The sequence below is a fragment of the Streptomyces sp. NPDC002309 genome, from assembly GCF_053593375.1.
Genome location: NZ_JBSFCI010000001.1, coordinates 55,523 through 70,437, shown reverse-complemented (window position 1 = coordinate 70,437; position 14,915 = coordinate 55,523). Strand labels below are relative to the sequence as shown.

16 protein-coding genes are annotated in these 14,915 nt (G+C 71.6%); 7 read left to right on the top strand and 9 right to left on the bottom strand.

Features of this window, described 5'->3' with window-relative positions:
* Positions 1-8: 8 nt before the first annotated feature.
* From ACWCPM_RS00305 to ACWCPM_RS00285, 5 genes are read right to left on the bottom strand one after another with little or no spacing between them, the layout of a single operon-like run.
* Positions 9-944: a dihydrodipicolinate synthase family protein gene (locus tag ACWCPM_RS00305; RefSeq protein WP_450973869.1), complete on the bottom strand. Its 936-nt coding sequence runs from the start codon at positions 942-944 to the stop codon at positions 9-11.
* Positions 941-1,963, bottom strand: a complete 1,023-nt coding sequence (locus tag ACWCPM_RS00300; RefSeq protein ID WP_450973868.1) for an oligopeptide/dipeptide ABC transporter ATP-binding protein — start codon at positions 1,961-1,963, stop codon at positions 941-943. The genes ACWCPM_RS00305 and ACWCPM_RS00300 overlap by 4 nt, the downstream gene beginning before the upstream one ends.
* Positions 1,960-3,936, bottom strand: a complete 1,977-nt coding sequence (locus ACWCPM_RS00295; protein ID WP_450973867.1) for a dipeptide/oligopeptide/nickel ABC transporter permease/ATP-binding protein — start codon at positions 3,934-3,936, stop codon at positions 1,960-1,962. Before ACWCPM_RS00295 ends, ACWCPM_RS00300 begins: the two co-directional genes overlap by 4 nt.
* Entirely contained in the window at positions 3,936-4,895 is a 960-nt protein-coding gene (locus ACWCPM_RS00290; RefSeq protein ID WP_450973866.1) for an ABC transporter permease, read from the bottom strand. Before ACWCPM_RS00290 ends, ACWCPM_RS00295 begins: the two co-directional genes overlap by 1 nt.
* Before the next feature lie 3 nt (positions 4,896-4,898).
* Positions 4,899-6,530: an ABC transporter substrate-binding protein gene (locus ACWCPM_RS00285; protein ID WP_450973865.1), complete on the bottom strand. Its 1,632-nt coding sequence runs from the start codon at positions 6,528-6,530 to the stop codon at positions 4,899-4,901.
* A gap of 522 nt (positions 6,531-7,052) precedes the next feature.
* Here ACWCPM_RS00285 and ACWCPM_RS00280 point away from each other — a divergent pair.
* The 7 genes from ACWCPM_RS00280 (at position 7,053) to ACWCPM_RS00250 (ending at position 11,622) form a co-directional block, all read left to right on the top strand.
* A complete protein-coding gene (locus tag ACWCPM_RS00280; protein WP_450973864.1) occupies positions 7,053-7,628 on the top strand; it encodes an IS607 family transposase in 576 nt (191 codons plus the stop codon).
* Entirely contained in the window at positions 7,625-8,296 is a 672-nt protein-coding gene (locus ACWCPM_RS00275) for a helix-turn-helix domain-containing protein (protein ID WP_450973863.1), read from the top strand. Before ACWCPM_RS00280 ends, ACWCPM_RS00275 begins: the two co-directional genes overlap by 4 nt.
* Positions 8,266-9,078, top strand: coding sequence for an RNA-guided endonuclease TnpB family protein (locus tag ACWCPM_RS00270; protein WP_450974081.1), 813 nt, complete (start codon positions 8,266-8,268; stop codon positions 9,076-9,078). Before ACWCPM_RS00275 ends, ACWCPM_RS00270 begins: the two co-directional genes overlap by 31 nt.
* Before the next feature lie 89 nt (positions 9,079-9,167).
* On the top strand, positions 9,168-9,605 hold the full coding sequence (locus tag ACWCPM_RS00265) for a VOC family protein (RefSeq protein WP_450973862.1): 438 nt from the start codon (positions 9,168-9,170) through the stop codon (positions 9,603-9,605).
* Positions 9,606-9,744: 139 nt separating this feature from the next.
* Positions 9,745-9,984 carry a hypothetical protein gene (locus ACWCPM_RS00260; protein WP_450973861.1) on the top strand — a complete coding sequence of 80 codons (240 nt, stop codon included), beginning with the start codon at positions 9,745-9,747 and terminating at the stop codon, positions 9,982-9,984.
* A 34-nt stretch (positions 9,985-10,018) separates the two neighbouring features.
* On the top strand, positions 10,019-10,765 hold the full coding sequence (recO, locus tag ACWCPM_RS00255) for a DNA repair protein RecO (RefSeq protein WP_450973860.1): 747 nt from the start codon (positions 10,019-10,021) through the stop codon (positions 10,763-10,765).
* 23 nt (positions 10,766-10,788) lie between these two features.
* Positions 10,789-11,622: an isoprenyl transferase gene (locus tag ACWCPM_RS00250; RefSeq protein WP_450973859.1), complete on the top strand. Its 834-nt coding sequence runs from the start codon at positions 10,789-10,791 to the stop codon at positions 11,620-11,622.
* Positions 11,623-11,716: 94 nt separating this feature from the next.
* On the opposite strand, the gene ACWCPM_RS00245 is transcribed toward ACWCPM_RS00250, so the two are convergent.
* From ACWCPM_RS00245 to ACWCPM_RS00230, 4 genes are read right to left on the bottom strand one after another with little or no spacing between them, the layout of a single operon-like run.
* Positions 11,717-12,148, bottom strand: coding sequence for a Fur family transcriptional regulator (locus ACWCPM_RS00245; protein ID WP_450973858.1), 432 nt, complete (start codon positions 12,146-12,148; stop codon positions 11,717-11,719).
* Between the two features lie 59 nt (positions 12,149-12,207).
* Positions 12,208-13,110, bottom strand: coding sequence for a metal ABC transporter permease (locus tag ACWCPM_RS00240; protein ID WP_450973857.1), 903 nt, complete (start codon positions 13,108-13,110; stop codon positions 12,208-12,210).
* Positions 13,110-13,877 carry a metal ABC transporter ATP-binding protein gene (locus tag ACWCPM_RS00235; protein WP_450973856.1) on the bottom strand — a complete coding sequence of 256 codons (768 nt, stop codon included), beginning with the start codon at positions 13,875-13,877 and terminating at the stop codon, positions 13,110-13,112. The genes ACWCPM_RS00240 and ACWCPM_RS00235 overlap by 1 nt, the downstream gene beginning before the upstream one ends.
* Positions 13,878-13,909: 32 nt before the next feature.
* A complete protein-coding gene (locus tag ACWCPM_RS00230) occupies positions 13,910-14,881 on the bottom strand; it encodes a metal ABC transporter solute-binding protein, Zn/Mn family (RefSeq protein ID WP_450973855.1) in 972 nt (323 codons plus the stop codon).
* Between the last annotated feature and the right edge of the window lie 34 nt (positions 14,882-14,915).

Sequence of the window (14,915 nt, the reverse complement as noted above, 5' to 3'; positions counted from 1 at the left end):
CCCCGGCGTCAGAGCAGTCCCGCCGCCGCGAGGAACTTGCCCACCCGCTCCACCTCCTCCGGCGACAGCGGCACCTGGGGTTCCGCCGTCGCCGGGCAGTCGATGATCCCGCGCAGGTGCAGCGCCGCCTTGAACGCGCCGAGCCCCGAGGAGCTCCCGCCCATCCGGGCGGGGGCACCGGCACCGACGAGGCCGAACAGGGCGCACAGCCGGTCCTGCTCGGCACGGGCGCGCTGCCAGTCGCCGGCGCGGCACAGCCGGTAGAGCCGGACGTAGCCGTGCGGGTCGACGTTGGCGAGCCCCGGGACGGCCCCGTCCGCGCCCATCGCGAGGGCCGCGTCCACCACGGTCTCGGAGCCCGTCAGGACGCTGAAGCCGGAGGCGCCCGCGTGGGCCTGGAGGCCGGTGAGGATCTGGCGGAAGCCGGTCAGGTCCCCGCTGGAGTCCTTGAGCCCGGCCAGCACCCCGTCGGCGGCCAGCTCCAGGACCAGCTCGGCGGGGAGCTTGGTGTGGACGGCGACCGGGATGTCGTACGCCAGGACGGGGACCGGGCAGGCGGCGGCGACCAGCCGGTAGTGGCGGGCGATCTCCGCCGGGTGGGTGCGCGTGTAGAAGGGCGCCGTGACGACGACCGCGTCCGCGCCCGCCACCGTGACGGCCCGGACGTGGTCCAGGACGCGCGGGGTCGTCATGTCGATGGCGCCGGCCAGCAGCGGGAGCCGTCCGCCGAGGTGCCCGGCGACGGCCTCCACGACGAGGGCGCGCTGCCGGTCGGTGAGGTAGGCGGCCTCGGAGCTGGAGCCGAGGACGAACAGCCCGTGCACGCCACCGGCCACCAGATGGTCGACCAGCCTCAGCAGCGAGCGGACGTCCACCTCGCGCTCCGGCGTCAGGGGCGTGCAGACGGGCGGGACGACACCGGTGAGCGGGGAGGGGAAGGTCATACGGGTTCCTTGGGTGCCTGGGCCTGGCCCACGAGTTCGCGGGTCGACTCTTCCTCTCCCACCGGATGGTGGCAGCGGAAACGATGCGTCGGAGTGGCGGCGGCGGTGAAGCCGGGCATCGACCCGGCGCACACCGCGTCGGCCTTCCAGCAGCGGGTGCGGAACGGGCAGCCGCTCGGCGGCCGGGTCGCCGACGGCACCGGGCCCGCCAGCGGGATCGGGTCGACCGGGTCGAGCAGCCCGGGGGTCGCCGAGAACAGGGCCCGGGTGTACGGGTGCCGGGCGCGGTCCGTGACCCGGCCGGCCGGGGCCACCTCCACGATCCGGCCGAGATACATGGTGATCACCCGGTCGCTCATCCGCCGTACCGTCTGGATGTCGTGCGAGACGAACACCAGCGCCAGCCCCAGCCGCTCCTTGAGGTCGAGCAGCAGGTTGAGGATCTGGGCGCGCACCGACACGTCCAGCGCGCTCGTCGGTTCGTCGGCGACGACCAGCCCGGGTTCGAGGGCGAGCGCGCGGGCGATGGCGACGCGCTGGCGCTGACCGCCGGAGAGCTGGCCGGGCAGCCCGTCCGCCAGCGCCTTCGGCAGTCCGACCAGCGCCATCAGCTCGCGGACCCGCTCCTCGCGCCCGGCCGCCGTGCCGCGCCCGTGCACGTCCAGCGGGTCGCGCAGGATCCGCCGCACCGTCAGCCGCCGGTTCAGGGCGGTCGAGGGGTCCTGGAAGATCATGCCGGTGTGGCTGCCGACGGCCGTGCGGCGCTCGCCGGGTGCCATGGCCCACAGGTCGCGGCCCTGGAAGGACACCGTCCCGGACGTCGGCGGCTGCACACCCACCAGCACCTTCGCCAGCGTCGACTTGCCGCAGCCGGACTCGCCGACCACGCCGACCGTCTCGCCGGGCGCTACCGTCAGGTCGGCGCCGGTCAGGGCGTACACCTTGTCGCGGGCGAGCAGCCCGCCGCCGCGGGCCTTGTGCACGACGTGCACATCGGCGAGCTCCACCAGTGCGTTCACGTCACGACCTCGTTCTCCGCCTCGCCGGTGTTCATCAGCAGGATCGCCGGATGGTGGCAGGCGGCCGTGTGGGTCCGGGTCCCCACGAGAGCGGGCGCGGTGGTCCGGCAGACCTCGCTCGCCATCGGGCAGCGGTCCGCGAACCGGCAGCCCGCCGGGAAGTCCGCCGGGGAGGGCACGACGCCCTTGATCTGCGTCATCCGCTCGGCCGCCCCCTCCAGCGACAGCACGCTGCCGAGCAGTCCGCGGGTGTAGTGGTGGGCCGGCGCCTCGACCAGGTCGGCGGTCACGCCGCTCTCCACGATCTGCCCGCCGTACATCACCACCACCCGGTCCGTGACGGCCGCGACCAGCGCCAGGTCGTGCGAGACCAGGATCAGCGCGAAGCCCAGCTCCTCGCGCAGCCCCAGCAGCAGCTCCATGATCTGCGCCTGCACGGTCACGTCGAGCGCGGTGGTCGGCTCGTCGGCGACGATCAGCTTCGGGTCGCGGGACAGGGCCATGGCGATCAGGACGCGCTGGCGCTGCCCGCCGGACAGCTCGTGCGGATAGCTGCGCAGGGTGCGGTCCGGGTCGAGGCCGACCAGGGTGAGCAGTTCGGCCGGGCTACGCCGGCCCCCGCGCCGTACGACCTGCTTCAGCTGGGCGCGGATGGTCATCGCCGGGTTCAGCGAGGACAGCGCGTCCTGGTAGACCATCGCCATCTCGTGGCCGAGCAGCCTGCGGCGCACCCGCATCGGCTCGCCGAGCAGGGGCCGCTGGTTGAAGCGGACCTCGCCGCGCACCCGGGCGCCCTTCGGCTGCAGGCCCATGACGGTCAGCGCGGTCAGCGACTTGCCGCAGCCCGACTCGCCGACCAGGCCGAGCACCTCCCCGGCGCGGACCTCGAAGCTGATGCCGTCGACGATGTCCACGCCCTGGTGCCGGCCGGGGAAGCCGATGGCGAGGTTCTCGACGGAGAGCACCGGACCGCCGCCGGGCAGCGGGCGGGCGCGGGAGCGGAGCCGCAGCGCGGCCTCGGCGAGGCCGGGGAGCGGGGTGACCTCGCCGCTGCCGGGCTCGGGGGCCTCCAGGTCGTCCCGGGGGGTCTCGACCTCGCGCGGGGCGGGAGCCGCCCAGGCGTCCGACACGCCCTCGGACAGGATGTTCAGCGAGAGCACGGTCACCAGCATCAGCAGGCCGGGGAACACGGTCGCCCACCAGCCGCCGGTCAGCACCATGTTCTTGCCGTCCGCGATGACGCTGCCCCACGAGGGGTCCGGCGGCCGCACGCCGGCGCCGATGAAGGACAGCGACGCCTCGAAGACGACCGCCTCGGCGACCTGCACCGTGCAGAACACCAGGACGGGCGCGGCGCAGTTGACGGCCACGTGCCTGAGGACGATGTGCGGGGTGCGGGCGCCGATGACCCGCTCGGCCGTCACATAGTCCTCGCCGTACTGGTCGAGGATGTTCGCCCGGACGACGCGGGCCACCGGCGGGGTGAACAGGAACGCGATCGCACAGGTCAGCACCACGATCCCGCCGCCGAACACGGCGACCAGGACGGCGGCCAGCGCGATCCCCGGGAACGCCATCACCACGTCCAGGCAGCGCATCATCGTCTCGTCCACCGCCTTGCGGGAGGTCGCCGCGACCGCCCCGATCAGCGAGCCCGCCAGCAGCGCGAGCGCGGTGGCGCCGAGCCCGATGGCGAGGGACCAGCGGGCGCCGTGGATCAGCCTGCTCAGGATGTCCCGGCCGAGGCTGTCCTGGCCCATCCAGTGGGCGGCGGAGGGATGCCCGGTGCCGTCGACGGGCGGCAGCTGCTCCAGCGGGTCGTAGGGCGCGACCAGCGGCGCGAACACCGCCACCAGCACCACCAGCGCCAGGAAGCACACGGCGGCCTTCGAGAGCAGCGGCAGCCGGCGCCGGCCGCGCAGCCGGACGCCGGGGCGGGAGAGCGCCTCGGTGAGGCGCTTGCGCGAGAACATCAGGCGGCGTCCCTCAGTCGCGGGTTGACCAGCAGGTAGAGGATGTCGATGACGAGGTTGACGACCACGAAGCCGATCGCCGTGGTCAGGACGACGCCCTGGACGACGGCCGGATCGCCGTTCTTCACCGCGTCGATCATCAGCTTGCCCATGCCGGGCAGCGAGAAGATCGTCTCGATGACGACCGCGCCGCCGAGCAGATAGCCGACGCGCAGCCCGAGCACGGTCAGCGGGTTGATGAGGGCGTTGCGCAGCACGTTCCGGCCGACCACCACCCGCGGCGGCAGCCCGCTGCCGATCGCGGTGCGGACGTAGTCCTTGTCCAGCTCCTCGACGACGGCGGTCCGCACGATCCGGGTCAGCTGCGCGGCGACCGGCAGGGACAGCGCGAGGGCGGGCAGCGTCATGGTCTCCAGCCAGCCGGTGACGGAGTCCCGCGGGTTGATGTAGCCGCCGGTCGGGAACCAGCCCAGGTCGACCGCCAGGTACTGGATCATCAGCAGCGCCAGCCAGAAGCCGGGCGCGGCGACACCGGTCAGGGACACCACCCGGATGATCTGGTCGGGCAGCCGGTCCCGGTAGATGGCGGCGGTCACCCCGCCGAGCAGCGACAGCACCACCGCGATGCCGAGGCCCAGGAAGGTGAGCTGCAGGGTGAGCGGCAGCGCGGTCATCACCTGGTCGACGACGTCGCTCCGGGTCAGCGCGCTGGTGCCCAGGTCTCCGTGGAGCAGATCGCCGAGGAAGGCGACGTAGCGCACCGGCAGCGGGTCGAGCAGGCCGTGCTCCGCGCGGAAGTCGTGCAGTTGCCGGGCCGTGGGGTTCGCGCCCTGGAAGAACGCCGACGCCGGGTCGACGTCCGAGAACCGCATCACCAGGAACACGAACAGCACGATGCCGAGCATCAGCGGGACGAGCAGCAGGACACGACGGGCCAGGATCCTGACGACGGCGGCCACCGGCTAGGCCCACCTGGCCTGGAGGACGTTGATCCCGGGGTACGGCTGTGCCCTTATCCCGGCGAGGTCGCCCGCGTCCCAGGCGGTCATCAGCTCGTTGTGGACGACCGGGTAGAGCACCGCCTGCTCGGCGACGACGTCTACGTAGTCCTGGATCATCGCCTTCCTGCGGGCCGCGTCCGGCTCCCTGGTGGCCAGGTCCATGTCCCTGAACAGCCGCCGGGCGACCGGGTCGCCGGTCCAGCGGGCGTACCGCATCCAGAGGTTCTCGGGCCCGTGGTTGTAACGCATGATCAGGTCGGCGTCGAGGCCGAACTGGTTGGGGTTCGACGCGGCGGCCACCACCTGGTAGTCCCGCTTCTGGTCCATCTTGGTGAAGACGGCCGTGGTCTCCTGCGGCGACAGCGTCGTGCTCACTCCGATCGCGTCCCACGACGACTTGATCGTCGGCAGGCAGTCGACGATCCAGCTGACGTTCACGGCGAGGATCTCGATCCGCAGCCCGCTGACCCCGGCCGCCTTCAGCAGGGCCCGCGCCTTGCCGGGGTCGTGGTCGTAGACGGTCCTCGCGCGCCGGTACGACGGATTGGCCTCGTCGAGGAACGACGACGACGGCTTGCCGTGCCCCTTGAGGGCGACCTCGACCAGCTGCTCGGTGTCGATGGCGTAGTGCAGCGCCTGCCGGACCCGTACGTCGTCGAAGGGCTCGCGCGCGGTGTTGAACATCAGGAACAGGTTGTTCATCCCGAATCCGCCGGCCACCGTCATGCCGCCGCTCTCCAGCACACCGATGTTCGCGTACGGGATGTTGTCCGCGATCTGCGCGCCCGCGCTGCCTCCGGAGATCTTGGCGACGCGGGGCGCGGCGTCGACGATCGTCAGCCAGTTCATCTTCTTGAAGGCGGGCGGACGCGGCCCGTTGTAGCCGGCGTACGCCTCGAAGACGGTGTTGGACTTCGGGTGGTGCGCGGTCTGCCGGTAGGGCCCCGAACCCACCGCCAGCCCCGCGATGGCGTCGTTCCATGCGCCGGGCCGGGAGAAGACGTGCTTGGGCATGATCTTCGCCAGGGTGAGCCGCGAGGCACCGTCCGGGAAGGGGAACTTCAGCACCAGCTCGACGTCGCGCTCGCCGGTCTTCCGTACGTCCTTCAGCCAGGGCTCGAAGAACCCCTTGGCCAGGGTCTGGGTGTCCGGGTCGAGGATGCGGTCGAAGACGAAGACCACGTCGTCGGCGGTGACCGGACTGCCGTCGTGGAACGTGGCGCCCTGGCGCAGGGTGAACTTCCACGAGGTGGCGCCGAGGTCCGCGGGCACCCGGGTCGCCAGCGCGGGGTAGGGCTCCCGGGAGATCGGGTCGGTGTCGAGCAGCCCCTCGTAGACATGGTTGTTGGCCGCCATGCAGAACGCCGACGCCGTCTGCGTCGGATCCCAGGTCCCGTCGTTCCCGTAGCCGATGACCGCCGTCAGCGTCCGGTTCGGGCCCGAGCCCCCGTCACCGGTGTCGTTCGTGGACTCGGGGCCCGCCGAACAGGCCGCCAGCGACGCCGGGAGGGCGCCGGCCGCGCCCAGGGCGCCGGTGTGCTTCAGGAACGACCGGCGGTGCGGCGCCGGCACGTCGGGGGTCACGTCGCGCACGGGTCCTCCGAAGAGTGTGGGGGGAGGCGTTCGGGTGGGTCCGCGCCACTGGGATGCAGGGTCCGACGACGAGTCGGATGATGAGGAGATGCGACGTCCTACGTCCTGCGGTGTGCGCGACGATAGGAGCGGCCGTGGGAGCGGTCAAGGGAGCACATACGAACGGCGTATGCGCCCCGGGTCGCAGCCATGACACCGCGAAGTGCGGGGGAGTTGACGCGGCGACGCCCGCACCGCGACCGGACCGCCCGGCGTCCGTGGCCGCCCGGACGGACCGCCCCCGCACTCACCGTTCGCCGTCATCGCGCCATCATCACCGCGCCGCGCGCCCCCGGCGTGGAGGGCGCGCAGCGCGTGACGGCGGTTCACTTTCGTGGCTCAGAGGGACGACGGGGCCCGGCCGCGGTCACGGCGGCGTCCGTACCCGGGCGGAATCGGTTGTCCGGACGCGGTGAGGGGGCTAGCAGCTGTTGCGTGATTCATCAGTAAATCTCAGTATTTCTCATCTGTTATCTTGATCGTGTGAAGCTTTCGGAGTGGGCGGCGCGCAACGGCGTGCACTACCAGACCGCGTGGGCGTGGGCGAAAGAAGGCCGTATGCCGGTCCCGGTGCGCCAGACGCCATCTGGCACGTGGTTGGTCGATGAGCCGGCCCCGGAGGCTTCCGGCCGCGTTGTGGCGTACTGCCGGGTCTTGTCGGCGGACCAGAAGTCGGACCTTGACCGGCAGGTGGCCCGCGTGGTCCAGGGGGCCACTGGTCTGGGCCTGCCGGTTGCGGAGGTCGTGACGGAGGTCGGTTCGGGGCTGAACGGGCGTCGGCGCAAGTTGCACCGGCTGTTGTCCGACCCGTCCGCGACGGTGATCGTGGTCGAACACCGTGACCGGCTGGCCCGGTTCGGTGTCGAACACCTCGAAGCCGCACTGTCCGCGTCCGGGCGGCGCCTAGTCGTCCTCGACCCCACCGAGACCACCGATGACCTGGTGCGCGACATCACCGAGGTACTGACGTCGATGTGCGCGCGCCTGTACGGGCGGCGGGCGGCGAAGAACCGCGCCGCCCGCGCGGTGGCCGTGGCGACCGGCGAGGCCGCCGAGTGAAGACGTTCCGGCCGCAGCCCGGGTTCGTGGTGCAGGCGTACCGCTTCGCTCTCGACCCGAACGCCGGCCAGGAGCGCGCGCTGCGCTCGCACTGCGGTGCGGCGCGCGCGGCGTACAACTGGGCTGTCGGCTGGGTGACCGCCTCGTGGTGGCAGCGGCGGGCGGAGGAGTCGTACGGCATTGGTGAGGACGGCCTCACACCGTGGCGGCCGTGGTCGCTGCCGTCGCTGCGGAAGGCGTTCAACGAGGCCAAGCACACCGACCCCAGGTTCGCGGACTGGTGGGCGGAGAACTCCAAGGAGGCGTACTCCACCGGGCTGGCGAACGCGTCGGCCGCGTTCGACAACTACGCCAAGTCCAAGAACGGCAAGCGGCGCGGCAAGCGGATGGGTGCGCCGCGGTTCAAGTCGAAGCGCACAGCGCGCCTGGCCTGCCGGTTCACCACTGGCACGATCCGCGTCGATGACGACGGCCGGCATGTGACGCTGCCCCGGCTGGGCACGATCCGCACCCACGAGCCCACCATCAAGCTCCTGGCCTGTGTCCAGGCCGGGACGGCACGGATCCTGTCCGCGACCGTCCGGCACGAACGCGGACGTGGTTCGCCTTGTTCCAGGTCGAGGTCAAGCGGGACCTCGTGCGCGTGGAACACCCGGACGTGGCGGTAGGCATTGACCTCGGCGTGAAGACCCTCGCGGTGATGGCCGACAGCACGGGCGAGATCCGCACCGTCGCCAACCCGGGGCACTACCGGGCGCGGGGGCAGCTGCGCCGCGCCTCCCGCGTCGTCTCCCGACGCCAGGGCCCCGACCGGCGCACCGGACAGCAGCCGTCCCGCCGGTGGGAGAAGGCCAACGCCGCCCGCAACAAGGTCCACCATCGCGTGGCGAACCTCCGCGAAGACGCCCTGCACAAGCTCACCACGAGCGTTGCCGCCGAGTACGGCACCGTCGTGGTGGAAGACCTGAACGTCGCCGGGATGCTCCGCAACCGGCGCCTGGCCCGACGCATCGCGGATGCCGGGTTCGGCGAGATCCGCCGCCGGCTCGACTACAAGACCCGCCGGCACCACGCCACCCGCATGATCGTGGCGAGCCGCTGGTACCCGTCCTCGAAGACCTGTTCCGGGTGCAAGACAGTGAAAGCCAAGCTGCCGCTGCACGTGAGGACGTACACATGCGACGCCTGCGGCCTGGTCATCGACCGGGACGACAACGCCGCGCTCAACCTCGCCGCCCTCGCGGCATCCGTAGTAACTGGTACCGGAGTGGCCGGAGACCAGGACACCCCACAGGTGGTGTCGAAGCCTCGTGGAGCCGACCGTAAGACCCGCGCCACCCGCCCCCGCCGCAAGGCGGAGGCGGGGCGGGCAGGTGGCGCAACCCTGCCGCACCAGCGGCAGACAGAAACGAGAGACCGTACTCACACCGAAGCCCTCACGCTTTGGTGATGTGACGGACCTTCCGGGCAGAAACGCCCGGAATGCTGAGAGTCGCTGAGGCTCTGAGTAACGGTGACCATGGGCGAGGAGGTGCGCGCATGGAGTGGACGCTCGAGGTGATCGTCGTGCCGGTCACCGACCTGGACCGGGCCAAGGCCTTCTACCAGGACGGGTGCGGATTCCTCGCCGACATCGACGCGTCGTGGTGCGAGGGCGTCGGCCGCTTCGTCCAGCTCACGCCGCCCGGCTCCCGCTGCTCCATCGTGCTGGAGCGCGGGACGCCGGACTCTCCGGGGCGGTCCCGGACGGCCCCGGGAGACCTGCAGGGGCTCCAGCTGTGTGTGCCCGACATCGAGGCGGCCCGGGCCGAGCTGTCCGCACACGGGGTCGAGGTGACCCCGGTCCTGCATGTGACGGACACCGGCTGGGAGGCCGGCCGGGGCGAGGAGAAGGGGAACGCCTTCGTGTTCTTCCAGGACCCCGACGGCAACGGCTGGGCGGTCCGGGAGGCCCGGGAGCCGCTGGTCCTTCGCTGACCTGGGGGCGGTGCCGGTCCCGGCGGGAGCCTGGCGAGTGTAGAGGCAGGGCGTGGCCGGGGAGTCGCGAAGAGTGAAACCCGGAGGGGTCGGGGAACCACAGGGAGATGCAATTGCACACCGCACGGGAAAAGGCCGGATGCCGATGAAGTCGAAGAAGCCGCCGCAGCCGCCGATCGGCTCGTACGTCATGGACACCCACAGCGGGAAGGTGGGGATCGTCATGGGGCACGAGGGGCCGTACGTGCAGCTGAGAGCCGTGGGCGGCGGGAAGGAGTGGGACTGCGAGCCGGGTGCCCTGCGCACCGCCACGGCGGCGGAGCGGCTCAGTGCGGCGACGGCGTACGCGAACGCCCGCAGCCGGGGCGAGGTCCCTTGAAGGAGGCCCCGCCGCCGTAGGGGACAATGTCGGCATGAGCCTGTTCCGCGACGACGGCATCGTGCTGCGCACCCAGAAACTGGGTGAGGCCGACCGGATCATCACGTTGCTCACGCGGGGGCACGGGCGGGTGCGGGCCGTGGCGCGGGGCGTACGGCGCACCAAGTCCAAGTTCGGTGCCCGGCTGGAACCCTTCTCCCACGTCGACGTGCAGTTCTTCGCGCGGGGCGGCGAGCTGGTCGGGCGGGGGCTGCCCCTGTGCACCCAGAGCGAGACCATCGCTCCGTACGGCGGCGGCATCGTGACCGACTACACGCGGTACACCGCCGGCACGGCGATGCTGGAGACGGCGGAGCGGTTCACCGACCACGAGGGCGAGCCGGCCGTGCAGCAGTACCTGCTGCTGGTCGGTGCCCTGCGCACCCTCGCCCGCGGCGAGCACGCCCCCCACCTCGTCCTCGACGCCTTCCTGCTGCGCTCCCTCGCCGTCAACGGCTACGCCCCCAGCTTCGGCGACTGCGCCAGGTGCGGAATGCCCGGTCCCAACCGGTTCTTCTCGGTGGCGTCCGGCGGCTCGGTCTGCGTCGACTGCCGGGTCCCCGGCAGCGTCGTACCCTCGCCGCAGACCCTGGATCTCCTCGGCGCACTGCTTACGGGAGACTGGGAGACCGCGGACGCGTGCGAGCCGCGGCATGTGCGGGAGGGCAGCGGGCTGGTGTCCGCCTATCTGCACTGGCATCTGGAGCGCGGGCTGCGCTCCCTTCGGTACGTGGAAAAGTAAGAACTGAGGGAGACGAGAAGCACATGGCCGTACGCGGGTTCCTGGGGCGCCAGCGGCGCGAGTACCTGACGCCCGAGCCGCATCCGTCCGGTGCCCGCGCGCCGAGGCTGCCGGGCGAGCTGATCCCCCGCCATGTCGCGATCGTCATGGACGGCAACGGCCGCTGGGCCAAGGAGCGCGGGCTGCCGCGCACCGAGGGGCACAAGGTCGGCGCCGAGCGGGTGCTGGACGTGCTCCAGGGCGGGATCGAGATGGGCGTCGGCGCGATCTCGTTGTACGCCTTCTCCACCGAGAACTGGAAGCGCTCGCCGGACGAGGTGCGCTTCCTCATGAACTTCAACCGCGACTTCATCCGCAAGACCCGCGACCAGCTCGACGGGCTCGGCGTCCGGGTGCGCTGGGCGGGGCGGATGCCCAAGCTGTGGAAGTCCGTCGCCAAGGAGCTTCAGATCGCCCAGGAGCAGACGAAGGACAACGACCGTCTGACGCTGTACTTCTGCATGAACTACGGCGGCCGGGCCGAGGTCGCCGACGCGGCGAAGGCGATCGCCGAGGAGGTGAAGGCCGGTCGGCTCGACCCGTCCAAGGTCACCGAGAAGACCGTCGCCAAGTACCTCTACTACCCGGACATGCCGGACGTCGACCTCTTCCTGCGTCCCAGCGGCGAGCAGCGCACGTCCAACTTCCTGCTCTGGCAGAGCGCCTACGCGGAGATGGTCTTCCAGGACGTGCTGTGGCCGGACTTCGACCGCCGCGACCTGTGGCGGGCCTGCGTGGAGTTCGCGTCCCGGGACCGCCGCTTCGGCGGCGCGATCCCGAACGAGGAACTGCTGGCCATGGAGGGCAGGCAGCCGTAGAGCGGCCCGCGACGGGACCGGTGGCGCCCGGCGCTTCCGGTCCCGGTTCCGCTCGGCGCTCTACGGTCTCAGTTCCGCTCGGCGCTTTGCGGTCTCAGTTCCGCTCGGCCGTCGCGCACTTCCTCGCGCAGTCCGCGCAGGTGCCGAAGATCTCCACCGTGTGCGCCACGTTGACATAGCCGTGCTCGGCGGCGATGGCCTCCGCCCAGGTCTCCACCGCGGGCCCCTCGACCTCGACGGCCTTTCCGCAGCCGCGGCAGACCAGATGGTGGTGGTGCTCTCCGCTGGAGCAACGGCGGTAGACGGACTCGCCGTCGGAGGTGCGCAGGACGTCCACCTCGCCGGCGTCGGCGAGGGACTGCAGGGTGCGGTAGACGGTGGTGAGGCCGACCGCGTCGCCCTTGTGCTTGAGCATGTCGTGGAGTTCCTGAGCGCTGCGGAACTCCTCGGCCTCTTCCAGGGCAGCCGCCACAGCGGCGCGCTGCCGGGTGGCGCGGCCCTTCACGGGCGGTCCAGCGGTGGTCACCGGTTGCCTCCTTGCCTCTGTGTCTGCCGGGCCATTGTGCCAGCCTGCACCCCGCCCGGTCAGACGCCGATCCCGTCCCCGGCCCCGCGGGTGGCCGGAATCGCGCACTCCGCCGGATCGCCGGCCGGCTGCGCCGCGGCCAGTGCCCGCGCCCGCCGCCGGGCCAGCGGAGCCGCCAGCACGGTCAGCACGACGAACGCGCCGATGGTCAGCAGCACGATGGTCGCGCCGGGCGGTACGTCCTGGTAGTACGAGGTGACCGTGCCCCCGAGAGTGACGGTCACACCGAGGGCGACCGCGATTGCGAAGGTCGCCGCGAAACTGCGGGTGAGCTGCTGGGCGGCGGCCACCGGGACCACCATCAGCGCCGACACCAGCAGCAGGCCGACCACCCGCATCGCCACGGTGACCGTCACCGCCGCGGTGATCGCCGTCAGCAGGTTCAGGGCCCGCACCGGAAGCCCCGTCACCCGGGCGAACTCCTCGTCCTGGCTGACCGCGAAGAGCTGCCTGCGCAGACCGATCGTGACCAGGACCACGAAGGCCGCGAGGAGACAGATCGCGGTGACGTCCGACTCGCTGACCGTCGACAGGGAGCCGAACAGATACGAGGTGAGGTTCGCGTTGGAGCCGTTCGGCGCGAGGTTGATGAACATCACGCCGCCGGCCATACCGCCGTAGAAGAGCATGGCGAGGGCGATGTCGCCGCGGGTGCGGCCGTACCAGCGGATCAGCTCCATGAGCACCGCGCCGAGCACGGACACCACGGTGGCCATCCACACCGGCGACCAGGAGAGCAGGAAGCCCAGGCCGACGCCGGTCATGGCGACATGGCCGATGCCGTCGCCCATCAGGGCCTGGCGGCGCTGCACCAGGTAGATGCCGATCGCCGGGGCCGTGACGCCCACGAGGACCGCGGCGAGCAGGGCCCGTTGCATGAAGGCGTAGTCGAGGAGATCCATCAGCTCAGCAGTCCCGTGCGGATCGGTCCGGCGTCGTGCGCCGCGTGCGGGTGGACGTGGTCGTGGCCCGGCAGCGCGTGCTGGCCGAGGGCCTTCGGAGGCGGGCCGTCATGGGTCACACAGCCGTCGCGCAGGACGACCGCCCGGTCGATCAGCGGTTCCAGCGGACCCAGTTCATGCAGGACGAGAAGGACCGTCGCACCGCCGGCGACCTGCTTGCGCAGGGTCCGTGCGAGCACCTCCTGGCTGGCCAGGTCCACGCCCGCCATCGGCTCGTCCATGATCAGAAGTTCGGGTTCGGAGGCGAGGGCACGGGCGATCAGCACCCGCTGGTGCTGGCCCCCGGAGAGGGCGCCCACCGAGTCCTTGCCCCGGTCGGCCATGCCGACGAGCTCCAGGGCCCCGCGCACGGCCTCGTGGTCCGCCCTGCGCAGCAGCCCGAAGCGGGCCCTGGACAGCCGTCCCGAGGCGACGACCTCCGTCACCGTGGCGGGCACACCGCCCGCGGCGGTCGTGCGCTGCGGCACGTACCCGACCCGGGCCCAGTCGCGGAACCGGTGCCGGGGCGTCCCGAACAGCTCGATCTCGCCGGCGGTGACCGGCACCTGGCCGATGACGCTGCGCACCGCCGTCGACTTGCCCGAGCCGTTCGCGCCGAGCAGCGCGACGACCTCACCGCGGCCGACGGACAGGTCGATGCCGCGCAGCACGGGCCGTGAGCCCAGTTCGGCGCGGACGCCGCGCAGGGATATGACGGGCTCGGTCATGCCGTCCTCCGTGGGGTTGGATCCCGGGTCGGTCACTGGGAGCCCAGGGCCGTCTTCAGGGCCGTGAGGTTGGCCTCCATGACCGCGAAGTAGTCGTCGCCCCTCGACTTGTCGGTGATGCCCTCGAGCGGGTCGAGGACGTCCGTCCTCAGGCCGGCGTCCTGGGCGAGGGCCTTGGCGACCTTGTCGCTCACCAGCGTCTCGTAGAAGACGGTGGTGACGCCGTCGGCCTTGGCCTCCTGCCGGAGCTCCTTGATCCGGGCCGGGCTGGGCTCGCCCTCCGGGGAGACGGTGATGGCCTCCTGGGTCAGTCCGTAGCGCTCGGCGAAGTAGGCGAAGGACGCGTGGTGGGTGAAGAAGACCTTCGTCCCGGTGTCCTTCAGGGCGTCCGCGGCCCGGGTGTCGAGTGCGTCGAGCTTCGTGACCAGCGCCGCGGTGTTCTTCTTGTAGTCGTCCGCGTGGTCGGGGTCGGCCTCCTCGAAGGCGGCGCCGACCCCCTTGGCGATCTCGGCGTACTTCACCGGGTCCAGCCATACGTGCGGGTCGAGCGTGTGCCCTTCCCCGGCGTGCTCCTCCTCGGCGTGACCTTCCTCGCCCTCGTGTCCGTGCTCGTGCTCGACGTCGCCGTGGTCCTCCAGCTCGGTCAGCGTGGCCGCGTCGATCTTCGTCTCGACGTCCGCCTGCGCGATCGCCTCGTCGACGGAGGGCTGTAGGCCCTTGAGGTGGAGGAGGGCGTCCGCATCCTGGAGCTGCGCGGTCTGTCTGGCGCTGATCTCCAGGTCGTGCGGCTCCTGGCCGGGCTCGGTCAGGGTGGTGACGTTCACATGGTCCCCGCCGATCCGCTCGGCGAGGAACTGCAGGGGGTAGAACGAGGCGACGACGTCGAACTTGTCCGTGTTGCCCGCGCCGCCCGCGCCCGCGGTGCCGCCGGAGCACGCGGTCAGGGCCGTGAGGCCGAGGGCGGCGAGCGCTGCCGCGGGTATCAGACGTCGTCGTATGTTCATGAGAGTCATTTTCAACAAAACTGGAAACCGTTGT

What these genes read in the sequence shown, in the direction of transcription:
- ACWCPM_RS00260 (WP_450973861.1), top strand. Translation starts at nt 9,745, where the DNA reads ATGCCGATGAAGTCGAAGAAGCCGCCGCAGCCGCCGATCGGCTCGTAC.
- ACWCPM_RS00235 (WP_450973856.1), bottom strand. Translation starts at nt 13,877, where the DNA reads ATGACCGAGCCCGTCATATCCCTGCGCGGCGTCCGCGCCGAACTGGGC.
- ACWCPM_RS00240 (WP_450973857.1), bottom strand. Translation starts at nt 13,110, where the DNA reads ATGGATCTCCTCGACTACGCCTTCATGCAACGGGCCCTGCTCGCCGCG.
- ACWCPM_RS00250 (WP_450973859.1), top strand. Translation starts at nt 10,789, where the DNA reads ATGGCCGTACGCGGGTTCCTGGGGCGCCAGCGGCGCGAGTACCTGACG.
- ACWCPM_RS00295 (WP_450973867.1), bottom strand. Translation starts at nt 3,936, where the DNA reads ATGTTCTCGCGCAAGCGCCTCACCGAGGCGCTCTCCCGCCCCGGCGTC.
- ACWCPM_RS00265 (WP_450973862.1), top strand. Translation starts at nt 9,168, where the DNA reads ATGGAGTGGACGCTCGAGGTGATCGTCGTGCCGGTCACCGACCTGGAC.
- ACWCPM_RS00305 (WP_450973869.1), bottom strand. Translation starts at nt 944, where the DNA reads ATGACCTTCCCCTCCCCGCTCACCGGTGTCGTCCCGCCCGTCTGCACG.
- ACWCPM_RS00230 (WP_450973855.1), bottom strand. Translation starts at nt 14,881, where the DNA reads ATGAACATACGACGACGTCTGATACCCGCGGCAGCGCTCGCCGCCCTC.
- recO (WP_450973860.1), top strand. Translation starts at nt 10,019, where the DNA reads ATGAGCCTGTTCCGCGACGACGGCATCGTGCTGCGCACCCAGAAACTG.